The organism is Actinoplanes palleronii (assembly GCF_016862315.1).
In the GTDB taxonomy this organism is placed as follows: Bacteria; Actinomycetota; Actinomycetes; order Mycobacteriales; family Micromonosporaceae; genus Actinoplanes; species Actinoplanes palleronii.
The window spans coordinates 1-15,081 of the sequence record NZ_BOMS01000199.1 but is presented as its reverse complement, the minus strand read 5'-3'; the positions used below and the strand labels follow the sequence as shown (position 1 = coordinate 15,081).

Below are 15,081 nucleotides of genomic sequence, written 5' to 3'. Positions count from 1 at the left end.
TGGGTTCATCCTGATCGACGAGTCGACCAACCGTACGGTCGCCGCCGGAATGATCATCGAAGCGTCCTGAGACGCCGTCAGGCGACGGTCCGGCGTGGCCGGACCGTCGCCCAGACCACCTTGCCCTCCGGGGTCGGCACGGCGCCCCACAGCTCGGCGGTCTCGTGCACGGCCCGCAGCCCGCGCCCGCGCTCGTCCAGCGGACGGCCCTGACGCGGGCGGGGCGGGCGGAGCAGGTGCGGCATCCGCGGTGAGCCGTCGCCGACCGACAGGTGCAGGCCGGTGCCACGCCAGGCGACCACCACCCGGATCTCGGTGCCGGCGTGCTCGACCGCGTTCGTCACCAGCTCGGACATCACCAACCGGCTGGGATGCAGCAGATGCGCCAGGCCCCAGGCCAGGCAGGCGTCGCTGACCAGGTTGCGGGCCGTGCTCGGCGCGTCGGTGTCCGGCCGCAGGACGGCGATCATCCGCTCGGCGCCCGGCAGCCGCCCGGCCACCGCGACCCGGGCCTGCCGCACCTTCGCGAAGACCGGCAGGAACCGGCTGCCCGCGCCCAGGCCCTGCATCCGGTCGGCCAGCGGCAGATCCGGTGGCACGCACAGGGCCAGATGCACCGGCGGCCGCAGCTCGGCGGCGACCGTCCGGGCGACGGTCCAGGTGGGCGCGCTCTCGCTGCGCGGGTCGAGCAACCGGCTGAGGTCGACGATCAGCGCGTCCGGGTGGTCGGTGAAGCACCGGCGCAGCGAGACCGACGTGGTCCGGCGCAGCCGCTCGTCCCAGGGGCCGCGCACGGTGAGCAGGGAGACGGCGGTGTCCGCGCCGATGTCGACGCGGACGGAGACACCGGGCTCGGTGTCGTCGTGAAGATACGGTGTGCTGACCGCCATGCCGACACCATAACCGCGGGCCCACCCGCCCGGCCCGGGTCTCGCTCCTGCGGGTGATCGGGTGAAAGGGCAGGTGGGTGACGACCGAACGGGTCACTCGCGGCTCGGCGGGCGAGGTGCCCGCCGAGCGTCACGAGGCGGTCAGATCTTGCCCGCGCCCGGGCCGGCGACCGCCACCCAGCTGGTCGGGGCGGTGAAGCCGTGCTCGGTGTAGGCGGCGGCGACCGCGTCGGCGGTCACCTCGGCCCGGTCCGCGTCGATCAGGGCGAGCACGCAGCCGCCGAAACCACCGCCGGTCATCCGGGCACCGTACGCGCCGGCCGCCAGCGCCGCCTGCACCGCCACGTCCACCTGCGCCACGGTGATCTCGAAGTCGTCGCGCATCGAGTCGTGCGAGGCGGTCAGCAGCGGGCCGATCTCCCGGACCTTGCCCGCGCGCAGCAGCGCCACGGTGTCCAGCACCCGCTGGTTCTCGGTGACGATGTGCCGGGTGCGCTTGCGCAGCACGTCGTCGCCGAGCCGGTCCAGGGCGGCCGGCAGCTCGTCGACGCCGACGTCGCGCAGGGCCGGCACGCCGAGGATCGCGGCGGACTCCTCGCAGCTCTTGCGGCGGGCGCCGTACTCGCCGTCGACGTGCTGGTGCGGCGCGTTGCTGTTGATCACCAGGATGGCCAGGCCCGCGGCGGCCAGGTCGAACGGGATCTGCTCGATGGCGTACGACCGGCAGTCCAGGAACAGCGCCCGGCCCGCCTCGCAGCGGATCGAGGCGGACTGGTCGAGGATGCCGGTGGGCGCGCCGACGTAGAGGTTCTCGGCGCGCTGGGCGATCGCCGGGCGCCGCTCCAGCGGCACGTCCAGCCCGCCCAGGTCGATCAGCGCGGTCAGCACCGCCGACTCCAGCGCGGCCGAGGAGGACAGGCCGGAGCCGAGCGGCACCTCGGAGGCGATCGCGATGCGCACGGCGGGCGGCTCGAAGCCGGCGTCGCGCAGCGCCCAGACCACGCCGGCGACGTACGCGCCCCAGCCGGTCACCTCACCCGGCTCGGTGACACCGAAGGTCACCGGTTCGGGGGCCAGGGTGGAGCTGACCGACCAGGTGCCGTCCGGGGACGGGCCGACCGCGGCGACGGTGCGCTGCGGCAGGGCGAACGGCAGCACGAAGCCGTCGTTGTAGTCGGTGTGCTCGCCGATCAGGTTGACCCGGCCAGGCGCGGCCCACAGTCCTGCGGGTTCCGTGCCGTACGCCGCGGTGAAGGCCGCCAGGGCCTCGCTCGCCGTGCTCATGCTGCGCCTTTCTTCGGCATGTGCTTCTGGCCCTCGCCTGCGAGGTCGTTGTCCGGTGCGGCGAGGTGCCGCTCGGTGCAGTCGCTCATGCTGCGCCTTTCTTCGGCATGCGCTCGTGGCCCTCGCCTGCGGGGCCGCTGTCCGGTGCGGCGAGGTGCCGCTCGGTGCAGTCGCTCATGCCACGTGCTTGCGGTAGAAGGTCCAGGCGTCACCGATCATGGCCTGCAGGGTGTTCTTCTGCGGCACCCAGCCCAGCTCGGTGCGGGCCCGGTCGGACGCCGCGACCAGGGTGGCCGGGTCGCCGTCGCGCCGGGGTGCGGTCTCCACCGGGATCGCCGCGCCGGTCACCTCGCGGGCCGCCTCGACGACCTGCAGGTTGGAGAAGCCGTTCCCGTTGCCCAGGTTGTAGATCTTGTGCTCGCCGGGGGTGGCCGCCTCCAGCGCCAGCAGGTGCGCCCGGGCCAGGTCCTCGACGTGGATGTAGTCCCGCACGCAGGTGCCGTCCACGGTGGGGTAGTCGTCGCCGAACAGCTGCAGCTTGTCCCGCTTGCCGGCGGCCGCCTGCAGGGTGATCGGGATGAGGTGCGTCTCCGGGTCGTGCCGCTCGCCGATCTCGTAGCCGTCGGCGATGTACGCGCCGGCCACGTTGAAGTAGCGCAGCGAGACCGCGGCCAGGTTGTGCGCGAACGTCTCGGAGGTCAGCGCCAGGTCGAAGGTGAGCTTGGTCGACCCGTACGTGCTGGTCGGCGCCTTCGCGGCGTTCTCGCTGATCGGCAGCTCGACCGGGTTGCCGTAGACCGCGGCGGTGGACGAGAAGATCACCCGCGGGACACCGGCGGCGCGGATCGCGTCCAGCAGGGCCAGCGACTTCACCACGTTCTCGTGCCAGTACAGCTCGGGCTTGGCCATCGACTCGCCGGCCGCGATCAGCCCGGCGAAGTGCAGCACCGCGTCGAAGCCGGCCTCGGGGGTGAGCACCTGGGCGGCGTCGGCGATGTCGGCCTCGACGAAGGTGGCGTCCGGCGCGACCGACTCGCGGAACCCGGTGCGCAGGTTGTCCAGCACGACGACCTCGTGACCGGCGTCCAGCAACAGCCGGCTGGTCACACTTCCGACGTAACCGGCGCCGCCGGTAACGAGCAATTTCACGAGGTGAACCTCTCTGGCGAAGACGGCGATCCGGATCAGTCCCGAGCGTACGCAGGGGCAGATCTCCGAGTGAGTATCGCCGTCAAGCACTCAAGGGTCAACATCTTCGAACATTATTGAGCATGCGAGCAACGGGACAAAACATCCCCGCGTGCCTTCGCTGGTCACATGGCCGGCACCGGGGGTGTTGGTCATACGGGGACGGTCACTGACACAATGGCGTTCATGTCCGACGTTGCCCGCCGTCCGCGAGTGCTCTCCGGCATCCAGCCGACCGCCGATTCCTTCCACCTCGGCAACTACCTGGGCGCGGTGCGCAACTGGGTGGCGATGCAGGAGACCCATGACGCGTTCTACTGCGTCGTCGACCTGCACGCGATCACCATGGGGCACGACCCGGCGGCGCTGCGGTCCCGCACCCGCGTCTCGATCGCGCAGCTGCTCGCGCTGGGGCTGGACCCGGAGCGCTGCACGCTCTTCGTCCAGTCGCACGTCCCCGAGCACGCGCAGCTCGGCTGGGTGCTCAGCTGCATCACCGGGTTCGGCGAGGCCGGCCGGATGGTCCAGTTCAAGGACAAGTCGGCGAAGGCCGGCCAGGACAGCACCAGCGTCGGCCTGTTCACGTACCCGATCCTGCAGGCCGCCGACATCCTGCTCTACCAGGCCGACCAGGTGCCGGTCGGCGAGGACCAGCGGCAGCACCTGGAGCTGACCCGCGACCTGGCGCAGCGCTTCAACGGCCGGTTCGGCCAGACCTTCACCATGCCCTCGGCGTACATCGTCAAGGACACCGCGAAGATCACCGACCTGCAGGACCCGACGAGCAAGATGTCCAAGTCGGCCTCCTCGCCGAACGGCATCATCGAGCTGCTGGAAGACCCGGCCCGCTCGGCCAAGAAGATCAAGTCCGCGGTCACCGACACCGGCCGGGAGATCCTCTACGACGAGGTGAACAAGCCCGGCATCAGCAACCTGCTGACCATGTACGCGGCGCTCACCACGCGGACCATAGACGAGCTGCTCGAGCAGTACGACGGCCGCGGCTACGGCGACCTGAAGAAGGACCTGGCCGAGGTGCTCGTCGAGTTCGTCAAGCCGATCCAGGAGAAGACCAAGGCGTACCTGGACGACAAGGCGCAGCTCGACAAGATCCTCGCGATCGGCGCGGAGAAGGCCCGGGCGGTCTCGGCGGCGACCCTGGCCAGGACGTACAAGAACGTGGGGTTCCTCAGCCCCGTCCGCGGAGCCTGACCACCGTGGCCGACCCAGCCCGGACACGCATCGGCGTGGCCGTCGACATCCCGGAACCGTGGGGCGCCCTGCTGACCCGCCGGCGCGCGGAGGCCGGCGACCCGCAGGCCGCCTACACGCCGGCGCACGTCACGCTGCTCGGTCCCACCGAGGTGGACACCGACGCGCTGCCGGCGGTGGAGAAGCATCTCGAGGCGGTCGCCGCCGCGCAGCCGCCGTTCACCATCCACCTGCGCGGCACCGGGACGTTCCGGCCGATCACCGAGGTGGTGTTCGTGACCCTGGCGATCGGGATCAGCGAGTGTGAGCTGCTCGCCGAGGGGATCACCCGGTCGGCGGACATCCACCGGGACAGCCGGTTCCCGTACCACCCGCACGTCACCGTCGCGCAGGACGTGGCACCGGAGGCGCTGGACGCGGTCTTCGACGACCTGGCCGGGTTCTCGGCCCGGTTCCCGGTGTCGTCGTTCACGCTGTTCTCGCACGGCGGCGAGGGACCCTGGCAGCCGCGCCGCGACTTCCCGCTGGGCTCCTGACCCGCGCCTGACCGGCCATCCGGTGTGGCGTCCGTTACTGTCGCCCGGTGAACCCAGTCGACCGGGCGTACGACGCGGTCACCGCCCGGATCATGGCGGTGCGATACCGGTCCCGATACTTCGATCATTTCTGCCGGGCGCTGCTGCGGTACGACGGCGTCCAGGGTGGCCGGTTGGCCGCGGCCATCGCGTACTACGGGTTCTTCGCGGTGTTCGCGCTGCTGCTGATCGGCTACTCGATCTTCGGCCTGCTGCTGACCAACAACACCGAGCTCTTCGACCTGGTCCGGGACTTCCTCCGGGACAACCTGCCGTTCCTCGACGTGCAGGCCATTCTGGACAGCAAGAAGACCGTCGGCATCGTCGGCATCCTCGGCCTGACCGTCACCGGGGTCGGCTGGGTCGAGGCGATCCGCTCCTCGCAGCGGCTGATCTGGCAGCTGCGCGAGCAGCCCGGGTACTTCGGCATCCGGCAGGCCGTCGACCTGATGGTGCTGATCGGGATACTGCTGCTGCTGGCGCTCACCCAGGCCGCGGTCTACGGCCTGGAACGCCTGCTCGACTGGCTGGCCGGCAACCACGTCCCGGAGCTGCTCGCGGTGGTCAGCCTGGTCCTCACCCTCGGGGTGAACCTGCTGCTGGCGGCGGCGCTGCTGGCCGCGGTGCCCCGGCTGCGGATGACCGCCCGCCGGATGGCGCCGCCGGTGCTGCAGGTCGGCATCGGACTGATGCTGCTGAACACGGTGGGCAAGACGTTCGTCGGCATCGTCGAGCGCAATCCGGCGTACGGACTGGTCGGCTCGGCCGTCGGCGCACTGGTCTATCTGTACGTCTTCAACCAGCTGCTGCTGTTCGGCGCGGCCTGGGCGGCGACCAGCCCGCACGGCCGGGTGGTGGACCTGTCGGCGGACGACAAGACCGCCCCGGTGGGGCAAAACCTCTGGATCCGGGAGTCCCGCCCGCGATGATGTCCGGATGGGGACCCTCGTGACGCTGCACCTGCCGCCCGGCTCGCCGCTGACCGAGCAGCCGTGGGTGATCACCATCGGCTCGCTGGGTGACCGGGAGGACTGGGAGCCGGTGGTCTGCGGGCCGTACGAGCGGGACCACGCGGTGGCGCTGGCCCGCGCGGTGGTCGCCGACGACGACCTGATGGCGGTGGTCGAGCCGATGCTGCCGCTGGACGGCGCGGACGCGATCCGCGCCGAGATCGAAGCGGTCCGGGTGGCGGCCGAGGACGACAGCGAACCCGCCGACGAGCTGCTGGCCGAGCGGTTCGGCGCCGGGCCGCCGCCGGAGACGCCGGAACCCGCCGACGTACGCGCGGGCTGGCGCCGGATAGCCGCCCGGCTGGCCGGTTGAGCCCACTGCGATACTCGTCGCCGTGGTGATCACGCGACGGTGGGCAGGGTTCCTGGTGGCGGTCGGCGTGTGGACGTGGGTGATCTGGCCCCGGTTCGGACTGGCGATCTACCGCGACGACAGGGCTTTCGACGGCGGGACCCCGACCGCGTTCCTGTGGGTGCACGCCCTGCTGATCGGCGCCTCGCTCGTCATCGGGACGGTTGTCGGGCTGCTCGGCGTACGCGCATGGCGGGCCGCAGGCCGAAGCGGACCGTGACCCGGCCGCAAATCCGGCGGCGAACGTGGTGGTGGCGCGAAAGATTAAGCCTTCGTTACGGGGCTACCGGGCAATTCCTCTGCGAACCCATCGAAAGCGGCAGGGCAAACCCCTGGTGATTGCGGCGCGATAACGGTGCGCCAACAGTCCGTACCTTTCTCCCGTCCGGCCCGTGGCCCGCAGTTACGCTGCCGACCTGAGCCCACCGGTTGGCGGTGTGCATGGAAAAGGAGAGCGTCTTGCGCCCAGTACGTGGGAAGCGGATCGTGGCGATTCTCGCGGCAGGTGGGCTGACGCTCGCAGCTGCCGCTTGTGGCGACGCGCCGGCCGACACACCGTCCGGTAGCAGCAGCAGCGCGGCCACCACCGCCGCTTACAAGGCCTGCATGGTCACCGACACCGGCGGCATCGACGACAAGTCGTTCAACGCCTCCGCCTGGGCCGGCCTGCAGGCCGCCAAGGCCGAGGTCAGCGGCATCGACCCGAAGTACGTCTCCTCGTCCTCCGAGGCCGACTACGAGCCGGGCCTGCGCAGCTTCGTGACCCAGAAGTGCAACTTCATCCTCGCGGTCGGCGGCCTGATGGGTGACGTCACCAAGAAGGTCTCCGACGAGGCCAAGGACTCGCAGTTCGGGATCGTGGACAGCGGCAGCACCGGTGCGAACGTGTACCCGATGCAGTTCGCCACCCACCAGGCCGCGTTCCTGGCCGGCTACCTCGCCGCGGGCTACTCGAAGTCCGGCACGGTCGGCACCTACGGTGGCATGAAGATCGCCCCGGTCACCATCTTCATGGACGGCTTCGCCGACGGCGTCGCGTACTACAACACCAAGAAGGGCAAGACCGTCAAGGTCGTGGGCTGGGACAAGGCGAAGCAGAACGGCACCTTCGCCGACAGCTTCATCGACCAGAACAAGGGCAAGACGATCACCAACACCCTGGTCTCGCAGGGCGCCGACGTGGTGCTGCCGGTCGCCGGCGGCACCGGCCTGGGCACCGCGCAGGTCGCCAAGGACTCGGCCGGCAAGGTCTCGGTCATCTGGGTCGACCAGGACGGCTGCAAGAGCGCCGCGCAGTACTGCGACGTGTTCCTCTCCACGGTCGTCAAGAACGTCGAGGAGGCCGTCAAGGAGGCCGCGGTGAACGGCGCGAAGGGCACCGCCCTCGCCGCCACCCCCGGTTACCTGGGCACGCTGGAGAACGACGGTGTCGGCCTGGCGCCGTACAACCAGTTCGACAGCAAGGTCGACGCGGGTCTCAAGACCGAGATCGACCAGCTCAAGAAGGACATCATCGCCGGCACCGTGAAGGTCGAGTCGGCGAACGCGCCGAAGTGACCTTGCAGTAGTAGCATTCGGCCGCCGCGCGGCCGCGGGGTTCGACCCGTGGCCGAGCGGCGGCTCGCATTAGACCCACTCCACCAGGTCCAACACCGAAGTCGGGAGATTCCGCTGAAACTGGAATTGCGCGGCATCACCAAGCGCTTCGGCGACCTGGTGGCCAACGACCACATCGACATCACCGTCGAACCCGGCGAGGTGCACGCCCTGCTGGGCGAGAACGGCGCCGGCAAGTCGACCCTGATGAACCAGCTGTACGGCCTTCTGCAGCCCGACGAGGGCCAGATCGTCGTCAACGACGAACCCAAGGTCTTCCGCAGCCCGCGGGACGCGATCGCGTCCGGCATCGGCATGGTGCACCAGCACTTCATGCTGGTACCGGTCTTCACGGTGGCGGAGAACATCGCGCTCGGCGCGGAGAACGTCCGCGGTGGCCCGCTGGGCTGGCTGGACCGCCGCCGGGCCCGCCGCGAGGTGATCGAGACCTCGAAGCGCTTCGGCCTGCCGGTCGACCCGGACGCCCTGATCGAGGACCTCCCGGTCGGCGCCCAGCAGCGGGTGGAGATCGTAAAGGCGCTGACCCGCGACGTCGACCTGCTGATCCTGGACGAGCCGACCGCGGTGCTCACCCCGCAGGAGACCGACGAGCTGCTCGCGGTGATGCGGTCGCTCACCGAGATGGGCAAGTCGATCGTCTTCATCACCCACAAGCTCAAAGAGGTCAAGAAGATCGCGGACCGGATCACCGTGATCCGTCGCGGTCAGGTGGTCGGCACCGCCAGCCCGGACACCAGTGAGGACGAGCTGGCCGCGCTGATGGTCGGCCGCGCCGTGAGCCTCGAGGTGGACAAGACCCCGGCCGAGCCGGGCCGCGCCGTCCTGCAGGTCAAGGGCCTGATCGTGGACGACGACCGGGGCATCCGGGCGGTCGACGGGGTGGACCTGGAGGTCCGCGCCGGCGAGGTGCTCGGCATCGCCGGTGTGCAGGGCAACGGGCAGACCGAGCTGGTCGAGGCCGTGATGGGGCTGCGCGAGGTGCGGGCCGGCACGGTCGAGCTGGACAGCGAGAACCTGGCCGGGCTGAGCACCAAGCGGATCCTGCGGTCCGGGGTGGGTTACGTCCCCGAGGACCGCAGCCACGACGGCGTGGTCAAGGAATTCAGCGTCGCCGAGAACCTGATCCTGGACATGTACGACAGCACGCCGTTCGGCAACGCCATCCGGCTGGACACCAGCAGGATCGCCAGCAACGCCAAGGAGCGGGTCGCCCAGTTCGACATCCGGTGCCAGTCGGCGGACACCGCGGTCGGCACCCTCTCCGGCGGCAACCAGCAGAAGGTCGTCATCGCCCGGGAGATGTCCCGGCCGCTGAAGCTGTTCATCGCGTCGCAGCCGACCCGCGGTGTGGACGTCGGCTCGATCGAGTTCATCCACGGCCAGATCGTCCACGAGCGGGACCAGGGCACCGCGGTGCTGGTGGTCTCCAGCGAGCTGGACGAGGTGGTCAACCTCGCGGACCGGATCGCGGTGATGTACCGCGGCCGGATCCTGGCGATCGTCTCGCCGGATACCCCGCGTGAGGCGATCGGCCTGCTGATGGCCGGTGTCACCAGCGAGCCCGCCGCCGTCGCGCCGGTGGAAGAGGACGCGCCTGTGGAAGAGGCTGCGGCTGAGGAAGAGGCCGGCGGCGCCGGCGAGGAAGGAACGAAGTGACCGCCGAAGCCACCACCGAGGCGCCACGCGAGCCGGAGCAGAAACCGGCCGAGCGGGAAACCCTGCTCACCGCGTTCCAGCGCAACCTCTGGGCCTCCAACGGCGTCACCGTCACCACGCTGTCGATCTTCCTGGCCGTGGTGATCGGCGCCGTGCTCATCGTCCTCTCCGACTCGGCCGTGCTGGCGAAGTTCGCCTACTTCACCGCCCGCCCGGGTGACGCGCTCGGCTCCAGCTGGGACCTGATCAGCGCGGCCTACTCCGACCTGCTCAAGGGCGCGTTCGGTGACCCGGAGGCGATCAGCGCCTGGTTCTCCGGCACCGGTTCCTGGCAGGACGCGCTCGGCCCGATCTCGGAGACCCTGACGTACGCCGCGCCGCTGGTCTTCACCGGCCTCTCGGTCGCGCTGGCGTTCCGCGGCGGCCTGTTCAACATCGGCGCGCAGGGCCAGGCCGTGCTCGGCGCGGTCACCGCCGGTGTCGCCGGGTTCAGCTTCGGCCTGCCGATCGGGCTCAACCTGGTGATCGCGCTGATCGTCGGCGCGCTCGGCGGTGCGCTCTGGGGCTTCCTGCCCGGCCTGCTCAAGGCACGGACCGGCGCCCACGAGGTGATCACCACGATCATGCTGAACTACACCGCCGCGCTGTTCCTCAGCTGGCTGGTCATCCAGCAGGGCATCCAGCAGCCGGGCCGCAGCGACGCGATCAGCAAGGCGGTCGACTCGTCCGCCCAGCTGCCGTCGTTCGGCGGCGCGCTCCGGGTGCACCTGGGCATCGTGATCGCGGTACTGGTCACCGCCGGGGTGGCCTGGCTGCTGAACCGGTCCGCGTTCGGGTTCGAGCTGCGCGCGGTGGGCGCCAACCCGCACGCCGCGAGGACCGCCGGTATCAGCGTGGCCAAGACGTACGCGCTGCTGATGGCGGTCGCGGGTGGGCTGGCCGGGCTCGGCGGCGCCACCCAGGTGCTGGGCACGGCGCACGCGCTGACCCCGGCGGTGGCCGGCAACATCGGCTTCGACGGCCTGCTGGTCGCGCTGCTCGGCCGCAACCGCCCGTGGGGCACGCTCTTCGCCGCCCTGCTGTTCGGCGCGCTGCGGGCCGGTGGCAACCGGATGCAGTCGTACTCCGGCATCTCGCTGGAGCTGGTCACCGTGCTGCAGGCCCTGATCGTCATCTTCATCGCCGCACCCGCCCTGGTGAAAGCGATCTTCCGACTTCGCACCGCCCGCGCCGCCGGGCAGAGCGCCTCTCCGGCGAAGGGCTGAAACCATGTCGACCACGACTGTGCAGGAGCTGACCGCGGTCACCGCTCCGGAGCCGTTCTGGACCCGGCAGCGTCGCCTCGGGGTGGCACTCACCCTGCTCGGTGTGCTCGCCGCGGCGGTCTTCGGCGCGCTCGCCCCCGGCGAGACCGCCCGGTTCACGCTCAGCGACAACGCCGAGGGCGCCGCGATCTCGATCAACGGTCAGCTCGGCGCGGTGCTGTTCGGCCTGCTGACCCTGGCGGCCGGCGGTGTGCTCCTGGCCGGCCTGGCCAAGCGCTGGTCGACCCTGCTGCTCGGGCTCGGCGTGCTGACCTTCGTACTGTCGTTCCTGTGCTGGCAGGTGGCCGGGCAGTTCATGCCGCTGGTGGACATCCTGAGCGGCACCGTGCAGCTGGCCCTGCCGCTGATCCTGGGCGCGCTGGCCGGTGTGCTCGGTGAGCGCTCCGGTGTGGTCAACGTCGCGATCGAGGGGCAGTTCCTGATGGGCGCGTTCGCCGGCGCCCTGGTCGGCACGATGGCCGGCAGCGTCTGGGCCGGCCTGATCAGCGCGGCGGTCGGCGGTGTGATCATCGCGGCGATCCTGGCCGTGCTGTCGATCCGCTACCTGGTCGACCAGACCGTGGTCGGCATCGTGCTCAACCTGTTCGCGCTCGGCATCACCGGCTTCCTCTACGAGCGGCTGATGCAGCCGGACGCGGAGCACTACAACGCGCCGCCGCAGATGCCGACGTGGAAGGTGCCGGGGCTGTCCGACATCCCGGTGCTCGGCCCGGTGCTGTTCAACGCGACCGGGCTGCTCTGGCTCGCGCTCGCGCTGGTTCTGATCATCCACTTCGGGCTGAACCGGACCCGCTGGGGCCTGCGGACCCGGGCGGTCGGCGAGCACCCCACCGCCGCCGACACGGTGGGCATCCGGGTGCGCGGGCTGCGCTACCTGAACGTGCTGCTCGGCGGCATCGTGGCCGGTCTCGGCGGCGCGTACTTCACGCTCGTGGCGACCGGCAGCTTCACCAAGAACATGACGGCCGGCGCCGGCTTCATCGCGCTCGCCGCGCTGATCTTCGGCCGGTACTCGCCGTTCGGGGCGTTCGCCGCGGCGCTGTTCTTCGGGTTCGCCCAGAAGCTGGCGTTCTATCTGAGCGCCATCAACAGCCCGGTGCCGAGCCAGTTCCTGAGCATGCTGCCGTACCTGGCGACGATCGTCGCGGTGGCCGGTCTGGTCGGGCGGGTGCGTGCGCCGGCCGCGGACGGTATTCCGTACGTCAAGGGTTGATGGTGTCCTGACAGATGCCCGGGCCTGGCCCGGGCATCTGTCGTTAGCAGACCGAGCAGTGGGGCAGAATCGAGATCATGGAGATCGACTGGGCGGCGCTGCGCGCGTCCGCCATCGAGGTGATGCGGCGTGCCTACGTGCCCGCATCCGATTTTCCGGTCGGTGTCGCCGCCCTGGTCGACGACGGCCGGGTCGTGGTGGGCTGCAACGTGGAGAACGCCTCGCTCGGCATGACCCTGTGCGCCGAGTGCGGCATGGTCAGCTCGCTGCACGCGACCGGCGGCGGCCGGCTGGTGGCGATGTCCTGCGTGGATGCCACCGGTGCGCCGCTGATGCCGTGCGGGCGCTGCCGTCAGCTGCTCTGGGAGCACGGTGGCCCGGACATGCTGGTCGAGGCGCTGCCCCGGCCGCTGCGGATGGAGGAGCTGCTGCCGCACGCGTTCGGCTGGGTGGACATGGAGAAGGTCACCGGCGCGGCCGGCGGCCCCGAGGTCCCCGCTGAACTGGCGAAGTGGCGCGGGCGCGGCACCGTGTTCGTGCACCCGGACCTGTCCGGTGGCGAGACGATCTGGACCGGGTACTGGGAGCGGTCCTCGGGCGCGCCCGGCGTCGACGAGGACAAGGGCATCCTGGAGGAGGGGCCGAACTTCCCGACCGCCTCCGCCGCGGTGGCCTGGGGCCTGGTGCGCAGTCCGCGGGTCGTGGTGGTGGATGCCGAGGGCGGTCTGTCCTGGGCGGGCGAGGGTGAGCTGCCGGACGGTATTCCGCAGCGCTGGGAGGGAAAGTCTTGAGCGGGTTCGCAGCGGTCGACGTCATCCGGGCGAAGCGGGACGGGCACGTGCTGTCCGACGCGCAGATCGACTGGGTGGTCGACGCGTACACCAAGGGTGTCGTCGCCGACGAGCAGATGTCCGCGCTGGCCATGGCGATCCTGCTGCGCGGCATGACGCCCGCCGAGATCGCCCGGTGGACCGCCGCGATGATCGCCAGCGGGGAGCGGCTGGACCTCTCCGGGGTGTCCCGGCCGACAGCCGACAAGCACTCCACCGGCGGCGTCGGCGACAAGATCACGCTGCCGCTGACCCCGCTGGTCGCCGCGTGCGGCGTGGCCGTGCCGCAGCTCTCCGGCCGCGGTCTCGGGCACACCGGCGGCACGCTGGACAAGCTCGAGTCGATCCCCGGCTGGCAGGCCCGGATCTCCAACGAGCAGTTCAAGCGCCAGCTCGACGAGATCGGCGCGGTGATCTGCGCGGCCGGCGACGGCCTGGCCCCGGCCGACCGCAAGCTGTACGCCCTGCGCGACGTCACCGGCACCGTCGAGGCGATCCCGCTGATCGCCAGCTCGATCATGAGCAAGAAGATCGCCGAGGGCACCGGCGCGCTGGTGCTGGACGTCAAGGTCGGCTCCGGCGCGTTCATGAAGGACCTGGCCACCGCGCAAGAGCTGGCCCGCACCATGGTCCAGCTGGGCAAGGACAGCGGTGTCACCACCGTGGCGCTGCTGACCGACATGAGCACCCCGCTCGGCCTGGCCGTCGGCAACGCCAACGAGGTCACCGAGTCGATCGAGGTGCTGGCCGGCGGCGGACCGGCCGACGTGGTCGAGCTGACCCTGGCCCTGGCCCGGGAGATGCTGGCCGCGGCCGGTGTCGACGCCGACCCGGAGAAGGTGCTCGCCTCCGGCGCCGCGATGGACAGCTGGAAGGCGATGATCCGGGCGCAGGGCGGCGACCCGGACGCGGCGCTGCCCACCCCGGCGCACACCGAGGTGCTGCGGGCCGAGCAGGACGGCGTGGTGACCACCGTGGACGCGTACGGGATCGGGGTCGCCGCCTGGCGTCTCGGCGCCGGTCGCGCCCGCAAGGAGGACCCGGTCAGCTTCGGCGCCGGCGTCCAGCTCAAGGTCAAGCCCGGTGACCGGGTGAAGGCCGGTGACGTGCTGCTCGAGCTGCGCGCCGACGACGAGACGCGGATCCCGGTGGCCCGCGCCGACGCCCTCGCCGCGATCACTCTGGGGAGCGACGCACCCGCCTCTGCCGGTCTCCTGCTGGACCGCATAGCCTGACGCACCATGACGAAGGCCGCACCGGATCCCCGCGCGGTTCGTGAGGCCAGCCTCGACGAACTGTCCCGGCTCGGACTGCCGTTGCCACCGCTCTCCTTCCCGCTGGTCTGGGAGCTCGGCGACACGGTCGAGCTGCGCCCGCTCGCCGAGCTGGAGGCACGCGCCGCGGTGCTGCACGTGGTCGTCGCCCGCTGTTTCGGGATGCCCACCGAGGCGGCCATGAGCTGGCTGCTCAGCTCACACCTGGTCGAGCTGGTGACTCCGCCGGAGTGGCAGTTCGTGATCGGCGCGAAGGGCGACCACCGGTCGTTCGTGCTGCACCACGACGCGGTGTTCGCGCTGGCCTGGCTGCTCGGGCTGGGCCGGCACCTGGACCCCGCGGTGCCGCCGGACGACCACCTGATGACCCAGATGCCCGACCTGCCGTCCGGCGAGACGTTCGGCCGCTGGCGGTCCCGGTCGCTGGTGGCGGCCCGGGACGCGGCCGAGGCGGCGGTGCTGCTCGACCTGTACTACTGCCTGGACTGGGCGTTCCAGGAGGCGGAACAGAGCGGGCGGCCGCTGCCCGGCGAGGTGGACAGCAACGCGATCGGGCAGCGGCGGTGGGCGCTCGAGTGGGCGGTCATCTTCCACGGCCCGTACCACGACAAACCCCCGGAGTGGGAAGAGGTCGACCTCTCCGTCTAGGCGGTCC

15 protein-coding genes are annotated in these 15,081 nt (G+C 70.9%); 12 read left to right on the top strand and 3 right to left on the bottom strand.

The genetic code is table 11. From position 1 onward, the window contains the following. Positions 1-77: 77 nt before the first annotated feature. The 3 genes from Apa02nite_RS50275 to galE all read right to left on the bottom strand — a co-directional run bounded on the left by Apa02nite_RS50275 (position 78) and on the right by galE (position 3,323). Positions 78-890 (bottom strand): ATP-binding protein, encoded by an 813-nt coding sequence (locus Apa02nite_RS50275; protein WP_203831498.1) that lies wholly within the window; start codon positions 888-890, stop codon positions 78-80. Between the two features lie 141 nt (positions 891-1,031). Next, complete coding sequence (gene galK, locus Apa02nite_RS50270) at positions 1,032-2,174, bottom strand: galactokinase (RefSeq protein WP_203831497.1); 1,143 nt, start codon at positions 2,172-2,174, stop codon at positions 1,032-1,034. 174 nt (positions 2,175-2,348) lie between these two features. Next, positions 2,349-3,323 carry a UDP-glucose 4-epimerase GalE gene (galE, locus tag Apa02nite_RS50265; protein WP_203831496.1) on the bottom strand — a complete coding sequence of 325 codons (975 nt, stop codon included), beginning with the start codon at positions 3,321-3,323 and terminating at the stop codon, positions 2,349-2,351. Between the two features lie 225 nt (positions 3,324-3,548). Between galE and trpS the strand changes: the two genes are divergently transcribed. The 12 genes from trpS (at position 3,549) to Apa02nite_RS50205 (ending at position 15,074) form a co-directional block, all read left to right on the top strand. Then, a complete protein-coding gene (trpS, locus tag Apa02nite_RS50260; protein ID WP_067687044.1) occupies positions 3,549-4,574 on the top strand; it encodes a tryptophan--tRNA ligase in 1,026 nt (341 codons plus the stop codon). A 5-nt stretch (positions 4,575-4,579) separates the two neighbouring features. Further along, complete coding sequence (locus tag Apa02nite_RS50255) at positions 4,580-5,110, top strand: 2'-5' RNA ligase family protein (protein WP_203831495.1); 531 nt, start codon at positions 4,580-4,582, stop codon at positions 5,108-5,110. Positions 5,111-5,157: 47 nt separating this feature from the next. Continuing rightward, the gene (locus Apa02nite_RS50250; RefSeq protein ID WP_203831494.1) at positions 5,158-6,078 is read left to right on the top strand and encodes a YihY/virulence factor BrkB family protein; all 921 of its coding nucleotides are present in this window, start codon (positions 5,158-5,160) and stop codon (positions 6,076-6,078) included. A 7-nt stretch (positions 6,079-6,085) separates the two neighbouring features. Further along, a complete protein-coding gene (locus tag Apa02nite_RS50245; protein WP_203831493.1) occupies positions 6,086-6,472 on the top strand; it encodes a hypothetical protein in 387 nt (128 codons plus the stop codon). 22 nt (positions 6,473-6,494) lie between these two features. Next, positions 6,495-6,731 (top strand): SCO4848 family membrane protein, encoded by a 237-nt coding sequence (locus tag Apa02nite_RS50240; RefSeq protein WP_067687020.1) that lies wholly within the window; start codon positions 6,495-6,497, stop codon positions 6,729-6,731. A gap of 221 nt (positions 6,732-6,952) precedes the next feature. Beyond that, the gene (locus Apa02nite_RS50235) at positions 6,953-8,068 is read left to right on the top strand and encodes a BMP family lipoprotein (RefSeq protein WP_067687023.1); all 1,116 of its coding nucleotides are present in this window, start codon (positions 6,953-6,955) and stop codon (positions 8,066-8,068) included. 126 nt (positions 8,069-8,194) lie between these two features. Next, a complete protein-coding gene (locus Apa02nite_RS50230) occupies positions 8,195-9,784 on the top strand; it encodes an ABC transporter ATP-binding protein (protein ID WP_203831492.1) in 1,590 nt (529 codons plus the stop codon). Further along, positions 9,781-11,049 (top strand): ABC transporter permease, encoded by a 1,269-nt coding sequence (locus Apa02nite_RS50225; RefSeq protein ID WP_067687029.1) that lies wholly within the window; start codon positions 9,781-9,783, stop codon positions 11,047-11,049. Before Apa02nite_RS50230 ends, Apa02nite_RS50225 begins: the two co-directional genes overlap by 4 nt. 4 nt (positions 11,050-11,053) lie before the next feature. Further along, positions 11,054-12,322, top strand: coding sequence for an ABC transporter permease (locus Apa02nite_RS50220; protein ID WP_067687032.1), 1,269 nt, complete (start codon positions 11,054-11,056; stop codon positions 12,320-12,322). Between the two features lie 77 nt (positions 12,323-12,399). Further along, entirely contained in the window at positions 12,400-13,113 is a 714-nt protein-coding gene (locus tag Apa02nite_RS50215; protein ID WP_203831491.1) for a cytidine deaminase, read from the top strand. Next, on the top strand, positions 13,110-14,387 hold the full coding sequence (locus Apa02nite_RS50210; RefSeq protein ID WP_203831490.1) for a thymidine phosphorylase: 1,278 nt from the start codon (positions 13,110-13,112) through the stop codon (positions 14,385-14,387). The genes Apa02nite_RS50215 and Apa02nite_RS50210 overlap by 4 nt, the downstream gene beginning before the upstream one ends. 6 nt (positions 14,388-14,393) lie before the next feature. Continuing rightward, a complete protein-coding gene (locus tag Apa02nite_RS50205; RefSeq protein ID WP_203831489.1) occupies positions 14,394-15,074 on the top strand; it encodes a DUF4272 domain-containing protein in 681 nt (226 codons plus the stop codon). The last annotated feature ends 7 nt before the right edge of the window (positions 15,075-15,081 follow it).

Bases quoted from the DNA above. Each gene is read 5' to 3' on its own strand.
- Apa02nite_RS50275 (WP_203831498.1), bottom strand. From the start codon at position 890: ATGGCGGTCAGCACACCGTATCTTCACGACGACACCGAGCCCGGTGTC.
- galK (WP_203831497.1), bottom strand. From the start codon at position 2,174: ATGAGCACGGCGAGCGAGGCCCTGGCGGCCTTCACCGCGGCGTACGGC.
- trpS (WP_067687044.1), top strand. From the start codon at position 3,549: ATGTCCGACGTTGCCCGCCGTCCGCGAGTGCTCTCCGGCATCCAGCCG.
- Apa02nite_RS50245 (WP_203831493.1), top strand. From the start codon at position 6,086: ATGGGGACCCTCGTGACGCTGCACCTGCCGCCCGGCTCGCCGCTGACC.
- Apa02nite_RS50235 (WP_067687023.1), top strand. From the start codon at position 6,953: ATGGAAAAGGAGAGCGTCTTGCGCCCAGTACGTGGGAAGCGGATCGTG.
- Apa02nite_RS50220 (WP_067687032.1), top strand. From the start codon at position 11,054: ATGTCGACCACGACTGTGCAGGAGCTGACCGCGGTCACCGCTCCGGAG.
- Apa02nite_RS50215 (WP_203831491.1), top strand. From the start codon at position 12,400: ATGGAGATCGACTGGGCGGCGCTGCGCGCGTCCGCCATCGAGGTGATG.
- Apa02nite_RS50205 (WP_203831489.1), top strand. From the start codon at position 14,394: ATGACGAAGGCCGCACCGGATCCCCGCGCGGTTCGTGAGGCCAGCCTC.